The organism is Modicisalibacter muralis (genome assembly GCF_900102945.1).
GTDB classification, from domain to species: domain Bacteria; phylum Pseudomonadota; class Gammaproteobacteria; order Pseudomonadales; family Halomonadaceae; genus Modicisalibacter; species Modicisalibacter muralis.
Genome location: NZ_FNGI01000013.1, coordinates 73,792 through 98,307, shown reverse-complemented (window position 1 = coordinate 98,307; position 24,516 = coordinate 73,792). Strand labels below are relative to the sequence as shown.

At 63.4% G+C, this 24,516-nt stretch carries 18 protein-coding genes; 15 read left to right on the top strand and 3 right to left on the bottom strand.

Translation table 11 applies throughout. The annotated features are described in order from the left end of the window. The first annotated feature begins 89 nt into the window (after window positions 1-89). The 9 genes from bamA (at window position 90) to tilS (ending at window position 12,669) form a co-directional block, all read left to right on the top strand. Window positions 90-2,423 carry an outer membrane protein assembly factor BamA gene (gene bamA / locus BLR92_RS17865; RefSeq protein ID WP_175488845.1) on the top strand — a complete coding sequence of 778 codons (2,334 nt, stop codon included), beginning with the start codon at window positions 90-92 and terminating at the stop codon, window positions 2,421-2,423. A 96-nt stretch (window positions 2,424-2,519) separates the two neighbouring features. Then, a complete protein-coding gene (gene lpxD / locus BLR92_RS17860) occupies window positions 2,520-3,560 on the top strand; it encodes a UDP-3-O-(3-hydroxymyristoyl)glucosamine N-acyltransferase (protein ID WP_089730634.1) in 1,041 nt (346 codons plus the stop codon). A 132-nt stretch (window positions 3,561-3,692) separates the two neighbouring features. Continuing rightward, on the top strand, window positions 3,693-4,136 hold the full coding sequence (gene fabZ / locus BLR92_RS17855; RefSeq protein WP_089730633.1) for a 3-hydroxyacyl-ACP dehydratase FabZ: 444 nt from the start codon (window positions 3,693-3,695) through the stop codon (window positions 4,134-4,136). Continuing rightward, window positions 4,133-4,903, top strand: coding sequence for an acyl-ACP--UDP-N-acetylglucosamine O-acyltransferase (gene lpxA / locus BLR92_RS17850; protein WP_089730632.1), 771 nt, complete (start codon window positions 4,133-4,135; stop codon window positions 4,901-4,903). The genes fabZ and lpxA overlap by 4 nt, the downstream gene beginning before the upstream one ends. A 5-nt stretch (window positions 4,904-4,908) precedes the next feature. Further along, window positions 4,909-6,093: a lipid-A-disaccharide synthase gene (lpxB, locus tag BLR92_RS17845; protein WP_089730631.1), complete on the top strand. Its 1,185-nt coding sequence runs from the start codon at window positions 4,909-4,911 to the stop codon at window positions 6,091-6,093. Next, a complete protein-coding gene (rnhB, locus tag BLR92_RS17840; protein WP_089730630.1) occupies window positions 6,090-6,749 on the top strand; it encodes a ribonuclease HII in 660 nt (219 codons plus the stop codon). The genes lpxB and rnhB overlap by 4 nt, the downstream gene beginning before the upstream one ends. Window positions 6,750-6,809: 60 nt before the next feature. Beyond that, window positions 6,810-10,313 (top strand): DNA polymerase III subunit alpha, encoded by a 3,504-nt coding sequence (dnaE, locus tag BLR92_RS17835; protein ID WP_089730629.1) that lies wholly within the window; start codon window positions 6,810-6,812, stop codon window positions 10,311-10,313. 119 nt (window positions 10,314-10,432) lie between these two features. Next, window positions 10,433-11,386, top strand: coding sequence for an acetyl-CoA carboxylase carboxyl transferase subunit alpha (accA, locus tag BLR92_RS17830; protein WP_089730628.1), 954 nt, complete (start codon window positions 10,433-10,435; stop codon window positions 11,384-11,386). An 11-nt stretch (window positions 11,387-11,397) separates the two neighbouring features. Further along, window positions 11,398-12,669: a tRNA lysidine(34) synthetase TilS gene (tilS, locus tag BLR92_RS17825; protein WP_089730627.1), complete on the top strand. Its 1,272-nt coding sequence runs from the start codon at window positions 11,398-11,400 to the stop codon at window positions 12,667-12,669. 2 nt (window positions 12,670-12,671) lie between these two features. Here the strand turns inward: tilS and ppx are convergent, their stop codons facing one another. Then, window positions 12,672-14,198: an exopolyphosphatase gene (gene ppx, locus BLR92_RS17820; RefSeq protein ID WP_089730626.1), complete on the bottom strand. Its 1,527-nt coding sequence runs from the start codon at window positions 14,196-14,198 to the stop codon at window positions 12,672-12,674. A gap of 438 nt (window positions 14,199-14,636) precedes the next feature. On the opposite strand from ppx, the gene rho reads away from it, so the two are divergent. The 5 genes from rho to BLR92_RS17800 all read left to right on the top strand — a co-directional run bounded on the left by rho (window position 14,637) and on the right by BLR92_RS17800 (window position 20,284). Next, complete coding sequence (gene rho / locus BLR92_RS17815) at window positions 14,637-15,896, top strand: transcription termination factor Rho (protein WP_089730625.1); 1,260 nt, start codon at window positions 14,637-14,639, stop codon at window positions 15,894-15,896. Between the two features lie 236 nt (window positions 15,897-16,132). Continuing rightward, window positions 16,133-17,620, top strand: a complete 1,488-nt coding sequence (gene ubiD, locus BLR92_RS17810; protein ID WP_089730624.1) for a 4-hydroxy-3-polyprenylbenzoate decarboxylase — start codon at window positions 16,133-16,135, stop codon at window positions 17,618-17,620. A 33-nt stretch (window positions 17,621-17,653) separates the two neighbouring features. After that, window positions 17,654-18,457, top strand: a complete 804-nt coding sequence (locus BLR92_RS17805) for a ferredoxin reductase domain-containing protein (protein WP_089730623.1) — start codon at window positions 17,654-17,656, stop codon at window positions 18,455-18,457. A gap of 100 nt (window positions 18,458-18,557) precedes the next feature. After that, window positions 18,558-18,683 (top strand): hypothetical protein, encoded by a 126-nt coding sequence (locus tag BLR92_RS20095; protein ID WP_281242952.1) that lies wholly within the window; start codon window positions 18,558-18,560, stop codon window positions 18,681-18,683. A gap of 506 nt (window positions 18,684-19,189) precedes the next feature. Next, window positions 19,190-20,284: a 3-deoxy-7-phosphoheptulonate synthase gene (locus BLR92_RS17800; protein ID WP_089730622.1), complete on the top strand. Its 1,095-nt coding sequence runs from the start codon at window positions 19,190-19,192 to the stop codon at window positions 20,282-20,284. 20 nt (window positions 20,285-20,304) lie between these two features. Here the strand turns inward: BLR92_RS17800 and ppk1 are convergent, their stop codons facing one another. Then, complete coding sequence (ppk1, locus tag BLR92_RS17795; RefSeq protein ID WP_089730621.1) at window positions 20,305-22,524, bottom strand: polyphosphate kinase 1; 2,220 nt, start codon at window positions 22,522-22,524, stop codon at window positions 20,305-20,307. A gap of 43 nt (window positions 22,525-22,567) precedes the next feature. Then, entirely contained in the window at window positions 22,568-23,575 is a 1,008-nt protein-coding gene (gene hemB, locus BLR92_RS17790; protein WP_281242951.1) for a porphobilinogen synthase, read from the bottom strand. Between the two features lie 224 nt (window positions 23,576-23,799). Here hemB and elbB point away from each other — a divergent pair, with 224 nt between their 5' ends. Continuing rightward, window positions 23,800-24,465: an isoprenoid biosynthesis glyoxalase ElbB gene (elbB, locus tag BLR92_RS17785; protein WP_089730619.1), complete on the top strand. Its 666-nt coding sequence runs from the start codon at window positions 23,800-23,802 to the stop codon at window positions 24,463-24,465. Window positions 24,466-24,516 lie beyond the last annotated feature (51 nt).

Genomic DNA, 24,516 nt, shown 5'->3' with positions numbered 1-24,516 from the left:
GCGCCATGCTTGGCCTTGTCAGTCACCCAGGGAAATGTATAAGGTGCCTGTTCAGCGAGCTGGCGGAACAACTCGAGCGAATCGATTGCATGAAACTCAAGACCATCGGATTGGCGGCACTGCTGATTTCCAGCACCCAGACGGCCCTGGCGGCCACATTTACGGTTTCCGACATTCGCGTGGAGGGCCTGCAGCGTGTTTCGGCTGCCTCGGTGTTCAATGCGTTCCCGGTCAGCGCTCATGAAAGCGTCGACGATCGTGAGTTGGCCGAAGCGGCCAAGCAACTCTTCGAAACCGGGCTGTTCGACGACATTCGCCTGGCGCGTGACGGCGATGTACTGATCATCAACGTGGTCGAGCGCCCATCGATCTCGCTCATCGAAATCGACGGCAACTCGCAGATATCCGACGAGGATCTGCGCAAGGGTCTGTCCGATGCGGGGCTGGCCGAGGGTCAGGTGCTGCAGCGTTCGACTCTCGAGGAAGTGCAGCGCGAACTGGAGCAGCTCTACCATTCGCAGGGTCGCTACAGTGCGAGTATCGAGGCCTCGGTCGAGCCGGTCGATCGCAACCGCGTGCAGATCAATATCGACGTCAACGAAGGCGCGGTGGCCAAGATCCGTCAGATCAATATCGTCGGTAACCAAGCCTTCGACGACGAGACCCTGCGCGAATTGATGGTGCTCGAGGATCGTCCGGGCTGGCTGTTCGGCTGGTTCTCGGATGACGAATATGCCCGCGAGAAGCTCTCCGCCGATCTCGAGACGCTACGCTCGCACTATCTTGACCGCGGCTACGTCAATTTCGCCATCACCTCCACCCAGGTGGCGATCAGTCCCGACAAGTCGCAGATCTACGTGACCATCAATGTCGACGAGGGGCGCCGTTACCGGATCGACGATATCCAGTTCGCCGGCGACCTGATCCTGAGCGAAGAAAAGGCCCGCGAGCTGGTCACCGCCGAGTCCGGCGATGTCTACTCGCGTAGCGCCTTGACGGCCTCTTCCGAAGCGCTGCGTCAGAAGCTGGGCGCCGAAGGCTTCGCCTTCGCCAACGTCGAGAGCATCCCCGAGGTCGACGAGAGCGGCGATACGGTCGATGTCACCTTCCTGGTCGAGCCCGGACGCCGTGCCTATGTGCGGCGCGTCACCTTCGAAGGCAACACCACCACCCAGGATCAGGTGCTGCGCCGCGAGCTGACTCAGATGGAGGGCGCCCCGGCCTCGACCGACAAGATCAGTCAATCGCGAGTGCGGCTCGAGCGTCTCGGCTTCTTCCGTCAGGTCGACGTGGAGACGCGTCCGGTGGCGGGCCAGCCGGATCAGGTCGATGTCATCTACAACGTCGAGGAGCAGCCGTCCGGCTCGATCTCGGCCAGCGTCGGCTATTCTCAGACCGCGGGAGTCATCTATGGCGCCTCGCTGGCGCAGCGCAACTTCCTGGGTACCGGCAACCAGGTCAATGTCGGCGCGCAGCGCAGCGATACCTTTACCAGCGTGAATTTCGGTTTCAACGACCCCTACTGGACGCTGGACGGCATTTCGCGCGGCTACAACCTGTTCTATCGCGAGACTGACTACGAAGATTCGGATATTTCGACTTACTCCACCGACTCCTACGGCGGCAGCATCGATTTCGGTTACCCGATCAACGATCTCAGCCGTCTCAATTTCGGGGTCGGCCTGGAAGACCTGTCGATCGAAACCTACGAAGACACACCGGCGGAAATCGTTGAATACACCGATAGCCAGGGCAACGATGCGATGAGCTACAAGCTCACCGCCAGTTGGACGCGCAACAATCTCAACCGCGGCATCATGGCGACCGCCGGCAGTTACCAACGCGTCTCGCTGGAGACCGCGGTGCCGGGCTCCGATGCCGAATACTACAAGCTGCGTTACAGCGGCCAGAAGCTTTTCGAGCTCAGCCCCGACTGGTCGTTGAAGTTCAGCACTGCACTCGGTTACGCCGATACCATCGGCGACGAGCCCTATCCGTTCTACGAAAACTTCTATGCCGGTGGTCTGGGCTCGGTGCGCGGTTTCGCCGGCAATACGCTGGGGCCGGCCACCACCGAGCGCAATGGCGGCGATGACGATACCCTGGGTGGCAACGTGCTGGTCGAAGGCTCGGTGGAGTTGATCTATCCGTTCCCATGGATCGAGGATCGTCGTTCGATACAGACCAGCGTGTTCTTCGATGCCGGTAACACCTACCTCACCGAGTGCTACGACGTGCCCGACGGCTTCACCTCGGACTGCGAGAGCGGCGTGCATCTCGATGAGCTGCGTTACAGCGTCGGTCTGGGGCTATCCTGGTTGACCCCGGTGGGGCCGTTGACGTTCAGCGTGGCCCAGCCGCTCAGCAACGAGGAGGGCGACGACGAACAAACCTTCCAGTTCTCGCTCGGCCAGACGTTCTGATGGTGTCGGGATTCAAGCCAGCGAGAGATTGCCTGTGCACACTCTCAACTCCAACGGATACTCAGGCACTGTAACGGTGCCTGGTTCGCCAATGACATGAAGAAAACCAACGCTTTTTCCTGCTCCCTGGCCGAGCTGGCCGCGCGGCTAGGGGCAACGCTCGTCGGTGACGGCGAGCGCCGTGTCAGTGGTCTGGCGACGCTCAGCGATGCCGGTCCGGAGGACTTGAGTTTCCTGGCCAACAGGGCCTACCTCAAATATCTCCCCGATACCCGGGCGGCCGCGGTGCTGATTCACCCCGCGCATGTCGCCGAATGTCCGGCGACGCGCCTCGAACTCGACAACCCTTACCTGGCCTATGCCGAGCTATCGCGCCTGTTCGATCCGCTCGCGGCCCGCCCGGTTGCCGGCATTCATCCCGCTGCATCGGTCGCCGACGGCGTGACGCTGGGCCAGCGGGTGGAGGTCGGTGCGCATGCGGTGATCGAGTCCGGCGCCGAGCTCGGCGACGATGTGATCGTCGGACCCGGCAGCGTGGTGGGGGCGGATTCGTCGATTGGCGCCGGGTCGCGGTTGCATGCCAACGTCACCGTCTACCATGGCGTGATCGTTGGCAAACGCGCCATCTTGCACAGCGGCTGCGTGATTGGCGCCGATGGCTTCGGCTTTGCCCATGATGGCGCCGGCTGGCACAAGATCGCCCAGCTTGGCGGGGTGGTGCTGGGCGATGACGTCGAGGTCGGCAGCTGTTCGAGCATCGATCGCGGCGCGCTGGGCGATACCGTGATCGGCGACGACGTGAAGATCGACAGCCAGGTACAGATCGCCCATAACGTGTGCATCGGCGATCATACGGCGCTGGCCGGCTGCGTGGGCATCGCCGGCTCGACCAAGGTCGGGCGTCACTGCATGCTGGGCGGCGGCGTCGGGCTGGCGGGTCACTTGACGATCTGCGATGGCGTGCAGGTCACGGGGATGAGCCTGGTCACCAATTCCATCACGAAGCCCGGCGTCTATTCGTCCGGCACTGGCGCCATGAGCAACGCGCTGTGGCGCAAGAACGCGGTGCGTTTCAAACAGCTCGATGACCTCGCCAAGCGCCTGACGCGACTCGAACGTAGTTCTCGTGACACATAACTTTCGCGATGGGTAGCGGCTGCCAGACGGCGCCGGCGACGCTATAATCCAGCGCCAAATTCGACTGGCGGGCCCACTCGCCAAGCAGTGTCCACTCGCGGTGGACATCAAGCACTTTCAGAGGTTGCCTCGATGGAAATGGACATCAACGAGATTCGTGAGTATCTGCCGCACCGCTACCCTTTCCTGTTAGTGGATCGCGTGGTGGAGATCGCCATCGGCGAATCCATCGTTGCCTACAAGAACGTCAGCATCAACGAACCCTTCTTCAACGGGCACTTTCCGCATCATCCGATCATGCCCGGCGTGCTGATCATCGAGGCGATGGCCCAGGCCTGTGGCATCCTCGGCTTCAAGACGGTCAACAAGCTGCCCGCCGATGGCTATGTCTATTATTTGGTCGGCACCGACAAGGCACGCTTCAAGCGCCCGGTCATGCCAGGCGATCGGTTGCGCCTCGAGGCCAAGGTGATCCGTGGTAAGCGGGGTATCTGGAGATTCGCCTGCCGCGCCACCGTGGATAACGAGCTGGCCTGTGAAGCCGAGATCATCTGTGCCGAGAGGAAGGTCGCTTGATTCATCCCACCGCCATCGTCGATCCTGCCGCCCGCCTGGCCGAAGACGTCGAGGTCGGTCCGTTCAGCGTGATCGGACCGGATGTCGAGATCGGTGCCGGAAGCGTGATCGGGCCGCATGTCGTGATCAAGGGCCCGACGCGCCTGGGCCGGCGCACGCGCATCTTTCAGTTCGCCTCGGTGGGCGAGGATTGCCAGGACAAGAAATACGCCGGCGAAGCGACGCGCCTCGAGCTCGGCGACGACAACGTGATTCGCGAAGGCGCGACGCTGCACCGTGGCACCATCCAGGATCGTGGCGTGACCACCCTCGGCAATCGCAACCTGATCATGGCCTACGTGCATGTCGGTCACGATTGCCTGATCGGCGACGACTGCATTCTCGCCAACCAGGTGACCCTGGCCGGTCATGTCACGCTTGGCGACTTCGCGATTCTCGGCGGGCTCGCGGCGGTGCATCAGTTCTGTCATTTCGGCACGCATGCCATGGCCGGCGGCGGTTCGATCATCACCAAGGACACCCCGGCCTACGTGATGATCAACGGCAACCCGGCTCAGGCGCACGGTCTGAATCTGGTCGGCCTGAAACGTCGCGGCTTTTCCCGCGAGGCGATCAAGTCGCTCACCGATGCCTACAAGGTCGTTTACCGCCAGGGGCTGACCCTGGAGCAGGCGCTGGCGAGCCTCGAATCGCAGCATGAGGCACCGCCGGAACTCGCCACCTTCATCGCCTCGCTGAAGGCGTCGAATCGCGGCATTACCCGGTAATTCCCATGCGTATCTATCTGGTCGCGGGCGAACTTTCCGGAGACATTCTCGGCGCCGGACTGATGCGTGCGCTAAAGGCGCGCCACGTCGATACCGAGTTTCGCGGTATCGGCGGGCCGCGCATGATCGCCGAGGGCCTCGAGAGTCTCTATCCACTGGAGACGCTGTCGGTGATGGGATTGGTCGAGGTGCTCAAGCACCTGCCCGAACTGCTGGGCGTACGGCGCCATCTCAAGCGCGATGCGCTGGCCTGGCGGCCCGCTGTCATGGTCGGTATCGATGCGCCGGATTTCAACCTGGGCCTGGAACGCCAACTGCGCGAGAACGGCATTGCCACCGCGCATTACGTCAGCCCCTCCGTGTGGGCCTGGCGACAGGGGCGGGTCAAGGGCATCGCCCGTGCGGTCGATGCCATGCTGACCTTCCTGCCGTTCGAAGCCGCCTTCTACGAGCGCCATCGCGTACCGGTGACGTTCGTCGGCCATCCGCTGGCCGACGAGTTGCCGCTGGTCAACGACCGCGTTGGCGCCCGTGCCGAACTGGGTCTGGCGCCCGACGTACCGGTGCTGGCGATTCTGCCCGGCTCGCGGGCCAACGAGATCCGCTTTCTGGGGGCGACGTTTCTCGCCGCCGCCGAGCGCTTGTGCGAGCGCGTCGACGGGCTGCAACTGATCGTTCCCGCCGCCTCCCCGCGGCGCCGCAAGGAGCTTGAGGCGCTGTTGAAGGGCTATCCGCAATTGAACGGGCAGGTGACCCTGGTCGACGGCCAATCCCGCGAGGCGATGGTCGCCAGCGACGCCGTGCTGCTGACCTCCGGCACGGCGGCGCTGGAAGCCATGCTCTGCCACCGGCCGATGGTGGTCGCCTACAAGATGGCGCCGGCCACGCACTGGCTGGCGCGGCGTCTGGTCAAGACCGAGTGGATTTCGCTACCTAACCTGATCGCCCGCGAGACACTGGTGCCCGAGCTGATCCAGGACGACGCCACGCCCGAGGCGATCGCCGCGCACTTGACGACCTGGCTGAACGACGGCGATGCTCGCCGGACCGTGGAGACGCGCTTCGCATCGATGCATGCCGGCCTGCAGCGTGGCGCCAGCGCGCGCGCCGCCGAGGCGGTGCTGGCCCTGGCCCAGGGCCGGGCGCTGCCCAAACCGGTGGCGCCCGATGTCATGGAGGAGACCGAATGACCCTGACTCTGCCCGAAGACGGCGTGCTCGACGTCGAGGTCGGCCGTCTCGACGCTTACCCCGAACTCGTCATCGACTACGCTGGCGAGCGCCTGGCCGGCGTCGACGAGGTCGGTCGCGGGCCGTTGGCCGGCGCGGTGGTCGCCGCGGCAGTGATTCTCGATCCTTGTCGACCCATCGACGGCATCAATGACTCCAAGGTGCTCAGCGAGACGCGTCGCATCGAGCTCGACGCGCTGATCCGCGAGCATGCACTGGCCTTCGCCGTGGCCGAGGCATCGCCCGCCGAGATCGATACGCTGAATATCTATCACGCCAGCCACCTGGCCATGCGCCGCGCCATCGACGGGTTGGCGATCGCCGCCGAATATCTGCTGGTGGACGGTAATCGCCTGCCCGGGCATCATTGCCCTGGCCAGGCTGTCATCAAGGGCGACGCACGCCATCCGGCGATTGGCGCGGCTTCGATTCTGGCCAAGGTGGCGCGCGACGCACAGATGGTGGCGCTGCACGAGCGCTACCCCGACTACGGTTTCGCCCGTCACAAGGGCTACTCGACGCCCGAGCACCTGGCGGCACTAGCTAGTCTCGGGCCGCTGCCCGATTACCATCGCCGCTCCTTTGCGCCGGTGAAGAAACAGTACGATCTTTTCTAACCAGGCGGGGCAGCGTGACAGCGCCGGCCCGCCTCGTGACCGAACCACCGCGAGCCCGATATGACTACGCCTTTCGTCCATCTTCGCGTGCACAGCGAATACTCCCTCGTCGACGGCCTGGTACGCCTGAAGCCGCTAGTCGCTGCCACCGCCGAGGCCGGCATGCCGGCGATCGCCGTCACCGACGAGGCCAATCTGTTCGGGCTGGTCAAGGTCTACAAGGCGGCCCAGGGCGCCGGCCTCAAGCCGATCATCGGCGCCGACCTGTGGCTCGACAATCCGTTCGACGAAGGCCACCCGTATCGCCTGACCCTACTGGCCATGGACAACGACGGCTATCGCAACCTGACCGAGTTGATCTCGCGCGGCTGGGTCGAGGGCCAGCGCCAGGGGCTGGCGATTCTCAAGAAGGACTGGGTGTTCGCGCAAAGCGGGGGGCTGATCGCCCTGTCCGGCGCGCGCGAAGGCGAGATCGGACGTTTTCTGCTCGCCGATCGCCCTGACGAGGCGAGCCAGGCGCTTGCTGAATGGCAGCGGCATTTCCCCGGGCGCTTCTATCTCGAGCTTAGCCGCACCGGACGTCAGTACGACGAAGACTGCGTGCATCTGTCGGTGGAACTGGCGGCGCGCACCGGCACGCCGGTGGTCGCCACCAACGACGTGCGTTTCCTTAATCGCGAGGACTTCTGGGCGCATGAGACCCGGGTGTCGATCGGTGAAGGCAAGGCGCTGGACGACCCGCGCCGCGAGCGGCGTTACAGCGAAGAGCAATACCTGAAGACACCGCAGGAAATGGCCGAGTTGTTTGCCGATATTCCCGAGGCGCTGGAAAACAGCGTGATGATCGCCGCGCGCTGCAATGCCGACGTGCGACTCGGCGAGATTTTTCTGCCCGAGTTCCCGATTCCCGAGGGTATGACCCTGGAGGAATACTTTCGCAAGGTTTCGCATGACGGCCTGAGCGAGCGTCTCGACCAGCTCTTCGATAGTCCCAACGCGATCTACGCCGGGCGTGATCGCGCCGCACACGAACCCGCTTATCGCCAGCGCCTGGATTTCGAGCTCGATGTCATCATCCAGATGGGTTTCCCCGGCTACTTCCTGATCGTCATGGACTTCATCCAGTGGGCCAAGGACAACGACGTGCCGGTGGGGCCGGGTCGCGGTTCCGGCGCCGGCTCGCTGGTCGCCTACGCGCAGAAGATCACCGATCTCGATCCGCTGGAATACGACCTGCTGTTCGAACGCTTCCTCAATCCCGAACGTGTCTCGATGCCCGACTTCGACGTCGATTTCTGCATGGAGAAGCGCGACAGCGTCATTGATTACGTGGCAAGCCGCTATGGCCGCAACGCGGTATCGCAGATCGTCACCTTCGGCACCATGGCCGCCAAGGCGGTGGTGCGCGACGTGGCGCGCGCCCAGGGACGGCCCTACTCGCTGGGCGACAAGCTCTCCAAGCTGATTCCCTTCGAAGTCGGCATGACCCTGGCCAAGGCGTCCGAGCAGGAGGAAGCCCTGCGCGATTTCATCGCCGGCGACGAGGACGCCCAGGAAATCTGGGACATGGCGGTCAAGCTCGAAGGCATCACTCGGGGTACCGGCAAGCACGCCGGTGGGGTGGTGATCGCGCCGACCAAGCTCACCGACTTCTCGCCGCTACTATGCGATGAGGATGGCAGCGGGCTGATGGTGCAGTTCGACAAGAACGATATCGAGGAAGCCGGGCTGGTCAAGTTCGACTTCCTCGGCCTGCGCACCCTGACCATCATCGATTGGGCGCTCGAGATGGTCGACGTGGTGCGCGCGCGCCAGGGCGAAGGCCCGCTGGACATCACCAGCATTCCGCTGGATGACGCGCCGACCTTCGCGATGCTCAAGAAGGCCGAGACCACCGCAGTCTTCCAGCTCGAATCGCGTGGCATGAAGGAGCTGATCAAGCGCCTGCAGCCCGACTCGCTGGAGGACATGATCGCGCTGGTCGCGCTGTTCCGCCCCGGCCCCTTGCAGTCGGGTATGGTTGACGACTTCATCAACCGTAAACACGGCCGCGCCGAGCTTTCCTATCCGCACCCGGACTACCAGCACGAGTGGCTCAAGCCGGTGCTCGAGCCCACCTATGGCGTCATCCTCTATCAGGAGCAGGTGATGCAGATCGCCCAGGTGCTGGCCGGCTACAGTCTGGGCCAGGCCGACATGCTGCGCCGGGCGATGGGCAAGAAGAAGCCCGAGGAGATGGCCAAGCAGCGCACCGGTTTCATGGAGGGCTGCGCCGCCAATGGCATCGACAAGAACCTCGCCGGCAATATCTTCGACCTGGTGGAAAAATTCGCCGGCTACGGCTTCAACAAATCGCACTCGGCGGCCTACGGGCTGGTCTCCTATCAGACCGCCTGGCTCAAGACGCGCTACCCCGGGCCGTTCATGGCCGCGGTACTGTCCACCGAGATGGACAACCTCGACAAGGTCGTGCCGCTGATCGAGGAGTGCCGCAACCTGGGTTTGACGGTGACTCCGCCCGACGTCAACGTCGGCGCCTACAAGTTCACCGTCGATGGCGAGGGCCGGGTGGTCTACGGCCTGGGCGCGATCCGCGGCGTCGGCGAAGGGCCGATCGGCGCGATCGTCGAAGCGCGAAGCGACGGCGGCGACTTCGCCGACCTGTTCGATTTCTGTCGGCGCATCGATTCCAAACGCATGAACAAGCGCACCCTGGAAGCGCTGATCCGCTCCGGCGCCCTGGACAATCTGGGGCCCTCGCGCGCGGTACTCAGTGCAGCGCTGGAGGATGCCTTGAAGGCCGCGGCGCAGAGCAATGCCAATGCCAGTCTGGGCATGGTCGACATGTTCGGCGAAGCGTTCGCCGAGCCCGAGGCCGGCGGCGGCTACGCGGGCTATCTGCAGGTGCGCGACTGGAGCGACAAGGAGCGCCTGGCCGGCGAGAAGGACACGCTGGGCCTTTATCTGACCGGGCACCCCATCGACGAGTATGAGAAGGAGCTTTCACGCTTCGTCTCGACGCGGATCAGCGATCTCAAGCCATCGCGCGAGCCGCAGCGCGTGGCTGGGCTGGTGGTGGCGATGCGCACCATGAAGTCCAAGCGCGGCGATACCATGGCCTTCGTCACCCTCGACGATCGCACCGGGCGCATCGAGGCTTCGCTGTTCGGCGAACTGTTCGATCAGGTGCGTAACACCCTGGGCCAGGATCAGGTGCTGATCGTCGAAGGCGAGGTGCAAAGTGACGACTACTCCGGTGGGTTGCGTCTGCGTGGCAAGGAGATCACTTTGATGGTCGAGGCGCGCCGGCGTTATGGCGAGGCAGTGGAGCTGTCGGTGGACGGCACGCGCACCAACGGCCAATTCATCAATAGCCTGCGTGACAGCCTGGACCCCTGGCGCGATATCGACGGTTTGCCGGTGCGCGTCAAATACCGTAACACCCAGGCCAGCGGCTGGCTGGAGCTGGGCGGCGATTGGAAGGTCGCGCCCGCCGACGAACTGATGATCGCGCTGCGTGAGGTCGAAGGCCAGGATGGCGTGCGTCTCAAATATCGTGGATAACGGCTGGCGATCGGCTCGCCTTGCGTGAGCGGGTCAAGGTGGGATAATGGCGAGTTATCGTGAACGGCCGGCCTGTTTCTACATGCGCGCCCCATTAATCTTCGGAAAGTAGAAGCTCTATGAATCCCAATTATCTGGACTTTGAACAGCCGATTGCCGAGCTGCAGGCGAAGATCGAGGAACTACGGCTGGTCGGTAATGACAGCAAGATCAACATCAACGACGAGATCGGCAAGCTTCAGGAAAAGAGCAAGAAGCTGACCGAGTCGATCTTTCGCGATCTAACCGCCTGGCAGGTGTCGCAGCTCTCGCGCCACCCGCAGCGCCCCTACACGCTGGATTATCTCGACAGCGTATTCAGCGACTTCGACGAGTTGCACGGTGACCGCCACTTCGCCGACGACGCCGCCATCGTCGGCGGCGTCGCGCGTCTCGACGGCAAGCCGGTGATGGTGATCGGCCATCAGAAGGGCCGCGACGTGCATGAAAAGGTTCGCCGCAACTTCGGCATGCCGCGCCCGGAAGGCTACCGCAAGGCTTGCCGTCTGATGGAAATGGCCGAACGCTTCAAGATGCCGGTGCTGACCTTCATCGACACCCCCGGCGCCTATCCCGGCATCGACGCCGAGGAGCGCGGCCAGTCCGAGGCCATCGCCTACAACCTGGCGGTGATGTCACGGCTCAAGACGCCGATCATTGCCACCGTGGTCGGCGAGGGCGGTTCCGGTGGCGCGCTGGCGATCGGCGTATGCGACGAGCTGGCGATGCTGCAATATTCGACGTATGCGGTCATCTCGCCGGAGGGTTGCGCGTCGATTCTGTGGAAAAGTGCCGAAAAGGCCTCCGACGCCGCCCACGCGATGGGTATTACCGCCGAACGCCTGAAGGAGCTGGGCTTCGTCGACACCCTGATCGAGGAGCCGCTGGGCGGCGCGCACCGCCACCCATACGACACTGCCGAGCGGGTCAAGGAATCGCTGCTGGCGAGCCTCGAGCGCCTCGAGTCGATGGATACCGATGAGTTGCTCGAGCGGCGGTATCAGCGCTTGATGAGTTATGGCTCGCCAACGTAAAGGAGCCATGAATGGCTCCTATGCAATCGCTTATTGATCACGCCCTGGCGGAAACCCCGCTGGGGCGTCCTGTCTGGATCGCGCTGTCCGGTGGTCTCGATTCCTGCCTACTCCTGACCCTGGCCGCCCGCGCGGCTCGCAGCTACCCCAGCGCGATTTACGCGCTGCATGTAAACCACGGCCTGCAAGACGCTGCGAGCGATTTCGAGGATCATTGTCGCGCGCTGTGCTCGCGGCTCGGCGTGCCGCTGTTCGTCGAGCCTGTGCATGTCGAGCCGGCAGGCAAGGGTGTCGAGGCGGCGGCGCGCGAGGCGCGCTACGTGGCGTTCGCGCGGCGCGTGAGACCCGGCGAGACGCTGTGGCTGGCCCAGCACGACGATGACCAGGCCGAGACGTTGCTGCTCGCCGCGCTACGTGGCAGTGGCGTTCGCGGGCTGGCGGGGATGCCCGCCGAGCGCGATTGGCGCGGGCGACGCCTGGCAAGACCGTTGCTCGGACTCACGCGGGCCGATCTCGAACGCGAGGCCGAGCGACTTAGGCTGCATTGGATCGAAGACCCCAGCAACCGGGATACCGCTCTCGATCGCAATTTTTTGCGCGCTCGAGCGATTCCATTGCTGGCTGCGCGCTGGCCCGATGCATCCCGTGCGCTTGCACGCAGCGCGCAACTTGCCGGCGAGGCCGATGAACTGCTCGATGAGTTGGCCGCGCTGGATCTTGCCGCCGCAGGCGGGGCGCCGCAGCGTATCCCGGTGCCGTCACTATTGCGGCTGTCCGAGGCGCGTCAGCGCTTGTTGGTGCGTTACACCTGCCAGCGTCTGGGGCTGCCTACTCCGCCCGCGACACGACTGGCGACGTTGCTGTCCCAGCTCGAGGGCCGTGGCGACGCCCGGATGCATGTCGCTTGGCCGGGTGGCGAGGCGCGCTGCTGGCGCGGCGCGCTGTACCTGCAGGCGCCGTGGACCGAACCGCCGGTCGATTGGCAGGCCGAATGGGATGGCCGGCCCGGCCTTTCGACGCCGCTGGGGCGCGTTGCCTGTCGCCTGATTCACGACAGTGGGACACGGCCGACGCTGCGTGTGGCGATGCGCCATGGCGGTGAATGGTTACGCGTTGCCGGGCGTGGCCGGCGTGACGTCAAGCGTCTATTACAGGAAGCCGGCGTGCCGCCTTGGCTACGTTCACGACAGTTGCTGGTCTGGCATGACGATACGCTGATCGCCGTGCTGGGCGTGGCGGTTGCCGAGGGTTGGACGCAGGTTGGCCCGGTCTTCGACGACTGAATCTATACGCTGGCCATGGCCTGGTCGATGTCCAGGCGATAGCCGGCGGCGCGCTGGTAGGCGCTTTCCTGCTGCAGGTCGTCGACCAACAATGGATGCTCGGCCAGCGCCTCGGGCAATGACAGAGTCAGATCGTCGCCATCGGCGCGCAAGCGAAAATCGCCGATTGGCTGTTCGGGGCGCGAGTGATTGAGGACGACCGCCAGGCGCAGTAGCCGGGCGAGTTGCGCGTAGCGTGGGCGTAACCCGGCGGGCAGCGATTCGAGTTCCTTGGACGGGAACTTGCGGCGGTGTGCGCGAACCAGAAACGCCAAGGCGCGTTGCTCCGGGCGCGAGAAGCCCGGCAGGTCGGAGTGTTCGAGCAGATAGGCGCCGTGACGATGGAATTGGCTATGCGAGATGGCTAGGCCGATCTCGTGTAGCTGCGCCGCCCAGGCGAGAAACTGGCCCTGCTCATCATCGAGTCGCCAGCTGTCACGTACTTGTTCGAACGCCGCCGTGGCGTTGGCCGCGACATTCTCGGCCTGGCGGGCCTCGATGCCATAACGCCGGCCCAGGCCGGCCAGCGTTTGCAGACGCGAGTCTTCGGCCGTATTGCGTCCGGCCAGGTCGTAGAGCACGCCCTCGCGCAAGGCGCCATCCGAATAGCGCATATGCGAAAGATCGAAGGCCTCGAAAATCGCGCAGAGTATCGCCACGCCGGCGGGGAAAACCCTGGCGCGGTCGTCCTTGAGCCCTTGCATGGCGACCTTGTCGAGATGCTGGCATGCGATCAGTCGCTTGCGCAGCGCGTGCAGTCCATCGCGATGGATCACCTCGTCGGGGCTGTCGCCGCTGGCGGCGAGCACGGCGGCCACCGCCTTGATGGTGCCGCTCGAACCGACCGGGTCGGCCCAGCCCAACTCCAGATAATGGCGACGGATATTGGCGAGTTCGGAAAGCGCTGCCAGTTCGGCGCGGCAAAAGCGTTGCTCGCTGATTTTGCCGCCCGCAAAGAAGCGCCGGGTGTAGGCCACGCAGCCCATGTGCAGGCTTTCCAGCGCCAGTGGTTCGAAACTTTCGCCGATGATGAATTCGGTGGAGCCGCCGCCGATATCGACGATCAGTCGCTTGCCATGCACGTCGGCCAGCGCATGGGCCGCGCCCAGATAGATCAGTCGTGCCTCCTCGCGACCGGCGATGATCTCGATTTCATGCCCGAGCAGCGCCTCGGCGCGCTCGATCAACGCCTGGCTGTTGTGCGCGGCACGCAAGGCATTGGTGCCCACCACCCGCAGGTGACGCGGCGCGATATCCTCGATGAAAGGCGCAAACTGGGCCAGGCAGGCCAACGCCCGCTGCATCGCCTCCTCGCTCAGCGCGCCGTCGTCATCGAGCCCGGCAGCCAATTGGACCTTCTCGCCGAGTTTGGCGACGACCTGAAGCTGGCCGTCCTGGTAGTTGGCCACCAGCAAGTGAAAGCTGTTGGAGCCCAGATCGATGGCCGCGAGGCGGCGAGGTTGCAACGCCTTGGCAAGCGTCCTGCTCATGCGCTGTCCCTATGTTGTCATGGGGCTGAATAAGGTGACGATGGGTCAAGGTTGCTGGGCGTCTCGAAGCTTGTCAATCGTACTTGGGCGGTTGGGCTTGCGTTTGTCGTCCAGCTTAACTAACATCGAAGCGTTCGCCTGTTCCGAATGCTTTCCGGCCGCCACGCGGTCAAATTCCAAGTCGTCAGTTAGCCCGCTGTTCCAGTGCTGCAATTTTTGATTGGCAGTTGTTGAAAGATCCAGGCGATAGGAACAGCGCCTCCCTCGATTCCGATAGTGTCCATGGCCTCCTGGTGGAGCGCCACCCAACGGCCATATCCGGCGAGCGGAACATCCAGGGCTCTGAACGCACCGCGCGGCGCACCGTCACCGCCTCCTGTCCCAGTTATCTATCGGCATTCACGCCGTCACGCTGACAAGAGCAATCTCTACAAACCGATGAATCTTACCGAACTCAAGCAAAAAACCGTTCCGGAACTGCTGGAAATCGCCCAACAGATGGGTATCGATAACCTGGCCCGTTCCCGCAAGCAGGACATCATTTTCGCCATCCTCAAGAAGCACGCCAAGAGTGGCGAGGATATCTATGGCGATGGTGTTCTGGAAATCCTCCAGGACGGTTTCGGCTTCCTGCGAAGTGCCGACTCATCCTATCTTGCCGGCCCCGACGACATTTACGTGTCGCCGTCGCAGATTCGCCGTTTCAACCTGCGCAAGGGTGACTCCATTGCCGGCAAGATTCGTCCGCCCAAGGAAGGCGAGCGTTATTTCGCGCTGTTGAAAGTCAACCAGATCAACCTCGACAAGCCGGAAAATGCCAAGCACAAGATCCTCTTCGAGAACCTCACGCCGCTGTTTCCCAATGAGCGTATGTTCATGGAGATCGGCAACGGTTCCACCGAGGACCTCACCGCCCGCATCATCGATCTCACCTCGCCTATCGGCAAGGGCCAGCGTGGCCTGATCGTCTCGCCGCCCAAGGCCGGTAAGACGCTGATGCTGCAGAACATCGCCGGCTCGATCACGCGCAACAACCCCGAGTGCCACCTGATCGTACTGTTGATCGACGAGCGCCCCGAGGAAGTGACCGAGATGTCGCGCACGGTGCGCGGCGAGGTGGTGGCCTCGACCTTCGACGAACCGCCGGCACGCCACGTGCAGGTCGCCGAGATGGTCATCGAGAAGGCTAAGCGCCTGGTCGAGCACAAGAAGGACGTGGTCATCCTGCTCGATTCCATCACCCGTCTGGCGCGTGCCTACAACACCGTGGTGCCATCCTCCGGCAAGGTGCTTACCGGCGGTGTCGATGCCCACGCCCTGGAGAAGCCCAAGCGGTTCTTCGGCGCCGCGCGTAACATCGAAGAGGGCGGCAGCCTGACCATCCTCGCCACCGCGCTGGTCGATACCGGCTCGAAGATGGACGAGGTGATTTTCGAGGAGTTCAAGGGTACCGGCAACATGGAAGCGCACCTCGACCGCAAGCTGGCCGAGCGACGCGTCTACCCGGCCATCAACATTCGCCGCTCGGGCACCCGCCGCGAGGATCTGATCGCCTCCGAGGAAGAAATGCAGCGCATGTGGATTCTGCGCAAGCTGCTCAACCCGATGGAGGACACCGCGGCCACTGAATTCCTGATCGATCGCTTGAAGGATACCAAGACGAATCTGGAGTTCTTCGAGGCCATGAAGCGACGCTAGAAAGCAACGAATAACCTACTGCGCTCCACATCTCGAGCCCGGGCGGTGCTCGTGCGCGAGTCCGAACGGAATCCTCACATACTTCGTGTATGCTCCGGTTCCTGTGCTCCGTCCGAACTCGACTGTGTTCGCTCGTGACGGTTCTCGATGCTTTCTGTCATGGCGGCATTGAAAACGACATTCCGGAGGGGCAGGTGCTATCCTGCCCCTTCTGTCGTTCGTAAGACGGGAAACCGATGAAGTATAAGGACTTGCGTGAATTCATCGCGGCGCTGGAAAAACTCGGCGAACTCCAGCGGGTGAGTGCCGAGGTCGATCCGTATCTGGAAATCACCGAGATCTGCGATCGCACCCTGCGTGCCGGCGGCCCGGCGTTGCTGTTCGAGAACGTCAAGGGGCATGCCATGCCGGTGCTGGGCAACCTGTTCGGTACGCCGAAGCGTGTGGCACTCGGCATGGGCCAGGATTCGGTCGGTGCGTTGCGCGAGGTCGGCGAGTTGCTGGCCTTTCTCAAGGAACCGGAGCCGCCCAAGGGCTTTCGCGATGCGCTGGACAAGCTGCCGGTATTCAAGCAGGTGATGAGCATGGGGCCCAAGACGCTGCGCAAGGCGCCGGTGCAGGATGTGGTGCTGGAGGGCGACGCCGTCGACCTCGATCGCATTCCCATTCAGCACTGCTGGCCGGGTGACGTGGCACCGCTGGTGACCTGGGCGCTGGTGGTCACCAAGGGGCCGCACAAGGAGCGCCAGAACCTGGGTATTTATCGCCAGCAGAAGCTCGGCAAGAACCGCCTGATCATGCGCTGGCTGTCGCATCGCGGCGGCGCGCTGGATTTTCAGGAATGGTGCGAGGCGCACCCCGGCGAGCCGTTTCCGGTGGCGGTGGCGCTGGGCGCCGACCCGGCGACGATCCTCGGCGCGGTGACGCCGGTGCCGGATACGCTGTCGGAATACGCCTTCGCCGGACTGCTGCGCGGCTCGCGCACCGAGCTGGTTAAATGCGGGCACGCCGATCTCGAGGTGCCGGCCTCTAGCGAGATCGTCCTCGAAGGTTTCATCTACCCTGACGACACCGCACCGGAAGGCCCCTACGGCGACCACACCGGCTATTACAACGAAGTCGAGCCCTTCCCGGTGTTTACCGTCGAGCGCATCACCCATCGCCGCGAGCCGATCTATCACTCGACCTATACCGGCAGGCCGCCCGATGAGCCGGCGATTCTCGGTTTGGCACTCAACGAGGTGTTCGTGCCGATCCTGCGTAAGCAGTTTCCCGAGATCGTCGATTTCTACCTGCCACCCGAGGGCTGCTCCTACCGCATGGCGGTGGTGACCATGAAGAAGCGCTACCCGGGCCATGCCAAGCGGGTAATGATGGGCGTGTGGAGTTTTCTGCGCCAATTCATGTACACCAAGTTTGTGGTGGTGCTCGACGACGATATCGATGCTCGCCAGTGGCAGGACGTGATCTGGGCGATCACCACGCGCATGGATCCGTCGCGTGATACGGTGATCGTCGAGAATACGCCGATCGATTACCTGGATTTCGCCTCGCCGGTGGCCGGGCTGGGCTCGAAAATGGGCCTGGACGCCACCAATAAATGGCCGGGGGAAACCGATCGTGAGTGGGGCACGCCAATCGTCATGACCAGCGAGGTCAAGATTCGTGTCGATGCCCGCTGGAACGAGCTGGGTATTACGTTGCCCGACACGGCGGGCCGTTGAAATGGTCCGCTCCGACAATTGCAAGAGGACAGCATGACGGCGAGGACCCTGACCTGCCACGTGATCGCGGTTGAAGACCTGACTTCCGATGTCTTCCGCGTCAGCCTGGAAGGCCGTGCCGAGGCGGTCGCTCACGCGCCCGGTCAGTATCTGGAGCTCAAGCTCGACGACGAGACCTGGGTGCCGTTCTCGATCGCCAACGCGCATCGTGGCGATGGCGCTATCGAGCTGCATATCCAGCACTGGCCGGAACGCGAAAACTCCCGGCGCATGCGCGAAGTCATCGAGCATTCGCCGCAACTCACCGTGCGCCTGCCGGGTGGCGACTGCGTGCTGACGCCATCCGGCGGGCGGCCACTGCTGTTGCTCGCCGCTGGAACCGGCTTTGCCCAGGTGAAGGCGCTGATGGAGGCGGCGCTGGCCGCCGATGGCAACCGGCCGATAGCGTTGTGGTGGGCGGTGCGCGAGCGTCGCGACTTCTATCTCGAGAGTCTGCCGCGTGAGTGGGCCGAGACGTACCCCAACGTCGACTTTCATGGCGTATCCGAAGCACCGCTCGATATCGATTTCGCCGCTGAGCGCGTGCATGCGCATCATGGGCGTATCGATCGGGTCCTGGCGGCGACGCTGGACGACGTTTCGGGATGCGACGTTTATCTGTCCGGCTCGCCGGGCATGGTCTACGCCTGCATCGACACCCTGGCGCCGCTGGGCCTCGACCCTGGGCGGACATTCTCCGATGTTTTCGCCTATGCCCCACGCGTGCCGCTGATCCCGCTGCCTGAAATCAGCGCCGAGGCTGCCGCGCTGTCAGCGGGCGAGGAGCGCAAGGTATGAGCGTCGCGTCAAATCGGCGAGCGACGCTGCATCGCGGGCCACAACCGGTTAGAATGTGACCAACCCAGATGACTTCCCCTGATTACGCGGAGACCACGGTATGGCCGAGTACGATTCCAACTTCAAGGACGAGAGTGGCTTCATGTCGCTATTCCTCGGCGTGGTGGTTCTGATCGGCATGAGCGTGCTGCCGGCTACCATCACCTGGATACAGTATTTTAACTGATACGCAAGCGCTTGGATCTTGGCCGCGGTCGGGTTGCCAAAAATCCTTGACCGTGTAGGATGAAGGTAGAATTCAGGAGACAGCCATGCCCCTCAACCGTTCGCGACTCACTGCCGATACCGACCAGCTCATGCTGGATGGTTCGCGTGACGTTGCGTGGCGCGGTTTTGGCTATTGGTATTGGTTTATAGACGGTGCGCCGGCGGCCCGGTCGAGATGACCTGAGCCAAGAGGCGCACCCTGAACCCCAGGGCTGCCTCCACCGCATATCAAACCCCCGGTCGGCAACCCGACCGGGGGTTTTTCGTTTTCATTGATCATGGTATGGGAGATTGACGGATGAGCATCGCGACCTTCGCCTGCAGCGTTTACCACAACAGCTATCATGGCGAGGGTTATTGGCGATTTAGCGTCGTCCGGTCGGTGCAGGCTGCCACCTCCGACCGGCTCGTTATCGGTGGCCTACGACAATCACGATGTTCCGTTCGCCGTTAGGAAACGATGCCATGAACGCTCAATTACCCATGCTGGATACCAGTGACAAGAGCCGCGCCGATGCCGGTGACCACGGACGTGTCGATACCGGCTCGCGGCCATTGCCGACCCCCGCCGAGCTGCGCTCGAGCCTGCCGTTGGATACCGCGTTGCGTAGCCGCATCACCGCCCAACGCCAGGCGGTGCGTGCGATTCTCGATGGCCGCGACGATCGCATGCTGGTGGTGGTCGGCCCGTGTTCCATCCACGACCCCAAGGCGGCGCTGGAATATGCCGAGCGCCTGGCGGCACTTGCCGAGCGTGTCGGGGATCGCCTGTTGCTGGTCATGCGCGTGTATGTCGAGAAACCACGCACCACCGTGGGCTGGAAGGGTCTGGCCTACGATCCGCACCTGGATGGCAGCGACGACATGGCGCATGGCCTCGCGCTGTCTCGTCAGTTAATGCGTGATATCGCGGCGCTGGGTCTGCCGGTGGCCACCGAATTACTCCAGCCACTGGCCGCCGCCTATTTCGACGATCTGCTGGCCTGGGCGGCGATCGGTGCGCGCACTACCGAGTCGCAGATTCACCGTGAACTGGCCAGCGGCATGGAAGCGGCGGTGGGCTTCAAGAATGGCACCGATGGCGGAATAGAGGTTGCCATCGCGGCGATACGCGCGGCGATGCATGCGCATCGCCACCTGGCTATCGACCACAATGGTCGTCCGGTGATGCGCGAGACCCACGGCAATCCCCATACGCACCTGGTGCTGCGCGGTGGCCACGACCGGCCCAACCATGACGCCGGTTCGGTTCGCGCCAGCCGCAAGGCGCTGAGCGACGCCGGATTGGCGGCGCGCATCATGGTCGACTGCAGCCACGCCAATTCACGCAAGGATCACCGCCGCCAGGCCGAGGTGCTGCTCGACGTACTGGCGCAGCGCCTGGCCGGCGATGACAGCCTGGTCGGTGTGATGATCGAGTGCAATCTGCACGAGGGCAAGCAGCCGCTCAATCCCACCGCGCTGCGTTACGGTGTCTCGATTACCGATGCCTGCCTTGGCTGGGAGGCTACCGCCGATCTGCTCGAACGCGCCGCCGAGCGGTTGCGCGACAGGCAGTGAATCAATGAAAGGGGAAGGGGCTACGTCTTGGTGGCATAGGCATACAGCAGCGTCTCCTGGGCGCTGATCGGTGCCTCGTCGCCGGATTCGAGCTTGCTGTAACTGCCATCCTCGTGCAGCAGCCAACTCTGGCAGTTGTCGACCAGATAGGTCTCCAGATCCTTGCGCACGCGCTGGGCGAGCTTCTTGTCGAGGATCGGGAAGCAGGTCTCCACGCGGTGGAACATGTTGCGTTCCATGAAGTCGGCGCTCGAGGCCCAGGCTTCCGATTTGCCATCGTTATGAAAATAGAAGACCCGGGTGTGCTCGAGGAAGCGACCGATGACCGAGCGCACGCGGATATTCTCGGAAATACCCGGCACGCTGGGGCGCAGGCAGCAGACCCCGCGAATGATCAAGTCGCATGTCACGCCAGCGCGCGAGGCCCGGTAGAGCGCGCGTATCAGCTTGGGTTCGGTCAGTGAGTTGCACTTGACGATCAGATGGGCCTTTTTGCCCTTCTCGGCCAGCTTGGCTTCCCGATCGATCATTTCCACCAGCCGCTCGTGAAGCACGAAGGGGGCATGCAGCAGGATGTCGATGCGGCGCTGCTTGCCCATCCCCGAGAGCTGCTGGAAGACCTGGTGCACATCCTCGCAGAGCGCTTCATTGGCGGTCAGCAGGCTGTAATCGGTATACAGCCGCGCCGTTTTCGAATGGTAATTGCCGGTGCCCAGGTGCGCGTAATAACGCAGCTCGCCTTGCTCACGGCGCACGATGTGCAGCATCTTGGCGTGGGTCTTGTAGGCCATGACACCGTAGATGACGATAGCGCCGGCCTCCTGCAGGCGCGACGCCAGGGCTAGGTTGTCGGCCTCGTCGAAGCGCGCGCGCAGTTCGATCACCACCGTGACTTCCTTGCCGTTGCGGGCCGCGTCGACCAGCGCGCCGACGATCGGCGAGTCGGCGCCGGTGCGATACAGGGTCTGCTTGATGGCCAGCACCTCGGTGTCGCGGGCGGCTTCGCGCAGCAGTTCTTCGATGGGCGTAAACGACTGGAAGGGGTGATGAAGCAGAATATCGCCCTGGCGAATGGCATCGAACAGGCTGCTCTCCGGCTTGAAACTGCGCGGAAGTCCCGGGGTAAACGGCCGGTAACGCAGATCGGGACGATCGACATCGCCGAGCACCGCCATCATGCGTGTCAGGTTGACGGGGCCATGCACGCGATACAGATCCTGTTCGTCGAGCTCGAACTGCTTGAGCAGGAAGCTAGCCAAGCCGGCGGGACAATTGTCGGCGACCTCCAGGCGCACGCCATCGCCGTAGCGCCGGGCCAGCAATTCACCGCGCAGTGCCGAGGCCAGATCCGAGACGGCCTCGGGGTCGACGGAAAAATCGGCGTTACGGGTCAAGCGGAACTGATAGCAGCCGCGCACTTCCATGCCGGGAAAAACCTCTTGGGCATGGGCGTGGATCATCGACGACAGAAACAGGTAATCGGCATAGCCGTCTTCATTGAGCTCGCTCGGTAGCCGGATCAGCCGTGGCAGGGAGCGTGGCGCCGGCAGAATCGCCAGGCCGCCTTCGCGACCGAAAGCATCCTTACCTTCCAGTTCGACGATGAAATTGAGGCTCTTGTTGACCAGCCGAGGGAAAGGGTGCGAGGGGTCGAGGCCGATGGGGCTGATTACCGGCATGATCTGCGTCTCGAAATAGTCGCGCACCCAATCGCGTTGCGCCTCGCTCCACTGGGTACGCCGACGAAAGCGGATGCGCTGCTCCTCGAGCGCGGGAATCAACGCTTCGTTGAGCACTCGGTATTGGCGTTCGACCTGCTCGTGAACGATGCGTGCGATCTCGCTGAGCACCCGGCGTGGGGGCAGGCCATCGGCGCCGGTATCCTCATGGCCAAGTTCCAGCTGGCGCTGCAATCCGGCAACGCGTATCTCGAAGAACTCGTCGAGATTCGACGAGAAGATCAGCAGGAACATCAGCCGGTCGAGCAGCGGATGCGAGGCGTCCAGCGCCTGTTCCAGCACGCGGATGTTGAACTGCAGGTGCGATAGCTCGCGATTGAAATACAGCGAATCATCGTCGAGATCCGCCTGTGGCGAGGGCGTCGGCTTGGCATGGATGCCGGTGCGAGTCCGGTTGATGCGCAGTGCCGGGGCGACGCTGGCGGCTTCGTTGCCATCGGCTAACGGTGACGTCGCCTGGGCATCGTTACTCGACGACACGTGGCTGCGCGACTCTTCCATCGCAAAGGCTCCCTGCGTTGGCGCGAGGGCACAGCTCCCGCGCTTATTGATTGAGTAGCTGGGCGGCGCGTTTGGCGAAATAGGTCAGTACGCCGTCGGCGCCGGCGCGCTTGAAGCACGTCAGCGATTCGATGATCACGCTATCGGCATCGAGCCAGCCATTGTCGAAGGCCGCCATGTGCATGGCGTATTCGCCGCTGACCTGGTAGGCGAATGTCGGCACCCTGAGTTCCTGCTTGATACGGCGCACCACGTCGAGGTAGGGCATGCCGGGCTTGACCATCACCATGTCGGCGCCCTCGGCGAGATCCAGGGCGACTTCATGCACGGCCTCGTCGCTGTTGGCCGGGTCCATCTGATAGGTGGTCTTGTCGGCCTTGCCCAGGTTGCCCGCCGAGCCCAGCGCGTCGCGAAACGGACCGTAATAATGCGAGGCATACTTGGCCGAATAGGCCATGATCCTGGCGTTGTGCAACTGCTCCTGCTCGAGCACCGCGCGAATCGCGCCGATGCGCCCGTCCATCATGTCCGAAGGCGCGACCACGTCGGCGCCGGCTTCGGCGTGCGACAGCGCCTGCTTGAGCAGCGTCTCGACGGTGCGGTCGTTCTCCACGTAGCCTTGCGCGTCGAGGATGCCGTCCTGGCCGTGGCTGGTGTAGGGGTCGAGTGCCACGTCGGTGATGATGCCGAGCTCGGGGCAGGCATCCTTGAGTGCGCGCACGCTGCGCTGTACCAGGCCGCCGGCGTTGTAGGCTTCCTCGGCCAGTTCGCTTTTGTGCTGCCCACCGACCACCGGGAACAGCGCCAAGGCGGGAATGCCCAGCGCCGAGACTTCGCGGGCCTGTTCGATCAGCAGATCGAGTGACAGGCGCTCGACACCGGGCATCGATGGCACTGCCTCGCGGCGCCGTTCGCCGTCGAGCACGAACACCGGCAGGATCAGGTCGGCGGGAGTGAGTGTCGACTCGCGCATCAGCCGGCGGGAAAAATCGTCCTTGCGCATGCGACGCATACGGGTCGCGGGGTACTGGCGTGAAACTAATGGATTCAAGCTCGCATCTCCGGTCGTAGAGGGTCACGACGCCACGCCTAGCCTGCCTCATGAAGATGACAGTCAGGTGACAGTGGCGGTGTTGCTCTTGAGTATATCAGGGCGAACGAGGCGCGGATGCCGGCGCCTTGTCGCACCCGCGGGGACCTTCTAAAGTGAAAGATTCCGTCAGAGCGTGCGCACCTGCAGGCACCTTGCATGGGCCCTTGCATAAGGAGAATGACATGAGCAAACAGGTGGCGGTCATCCTGTCCGGCTGTGGTATTCACGATGGCTCGGAGATTCACGAGACGATATTGACGCTGCTGCGTCTCGATCAATTGGGCATCGGCTATCACTGTTTCGCCCCGGATAGCGATCAGCGACAGGTCATCAATCACCTGACCGGCGAGGAAGCCGAAGGCGAAACCCGTAACATGCTGGTCGAGTCGGCGCGCCTGGCTGATGGGAAGATCGACTCGCTCGAGGCGCTCGACCCCGATGCCTTCGATGGTGTCGTCCTGCCCGGTGGCTTTGGCATCATCCGCAACCTGTCGGACTTCGACGCGGCGGGCGCCGATATGACGATACTGCCGCTATTGCGCGATAAGCTGGTGCCGTTTCACGAGACCGGCAAGCCGATCGGCCTGATGTGCTTCGCGCCGGTGCTGGTGCCTCGGCTGTTGGGTAGCGCCATTCCGGTGACCGTGGGGCAGAATGCCAGTGTCGCCGGCGCCATCAGTGCCATGGGCGGGCTGCACAAGAGCTGTGCCGTCGACGAGGTGGTGGTGGATCGCGAGCATCGGGTGGTGACCACGCCTGCCTACATGCTCGGCGAGCGCATCAGTGAGGTGGCGCAGGGTATCTTCAAGCTGGTCGACAAGCTCGACGAAATGATGGCCACTCGATAGGAGATCGCCGCTTCGCGGCTGGAAGAGGGAAGAACGGCACTGCGCGCCTTG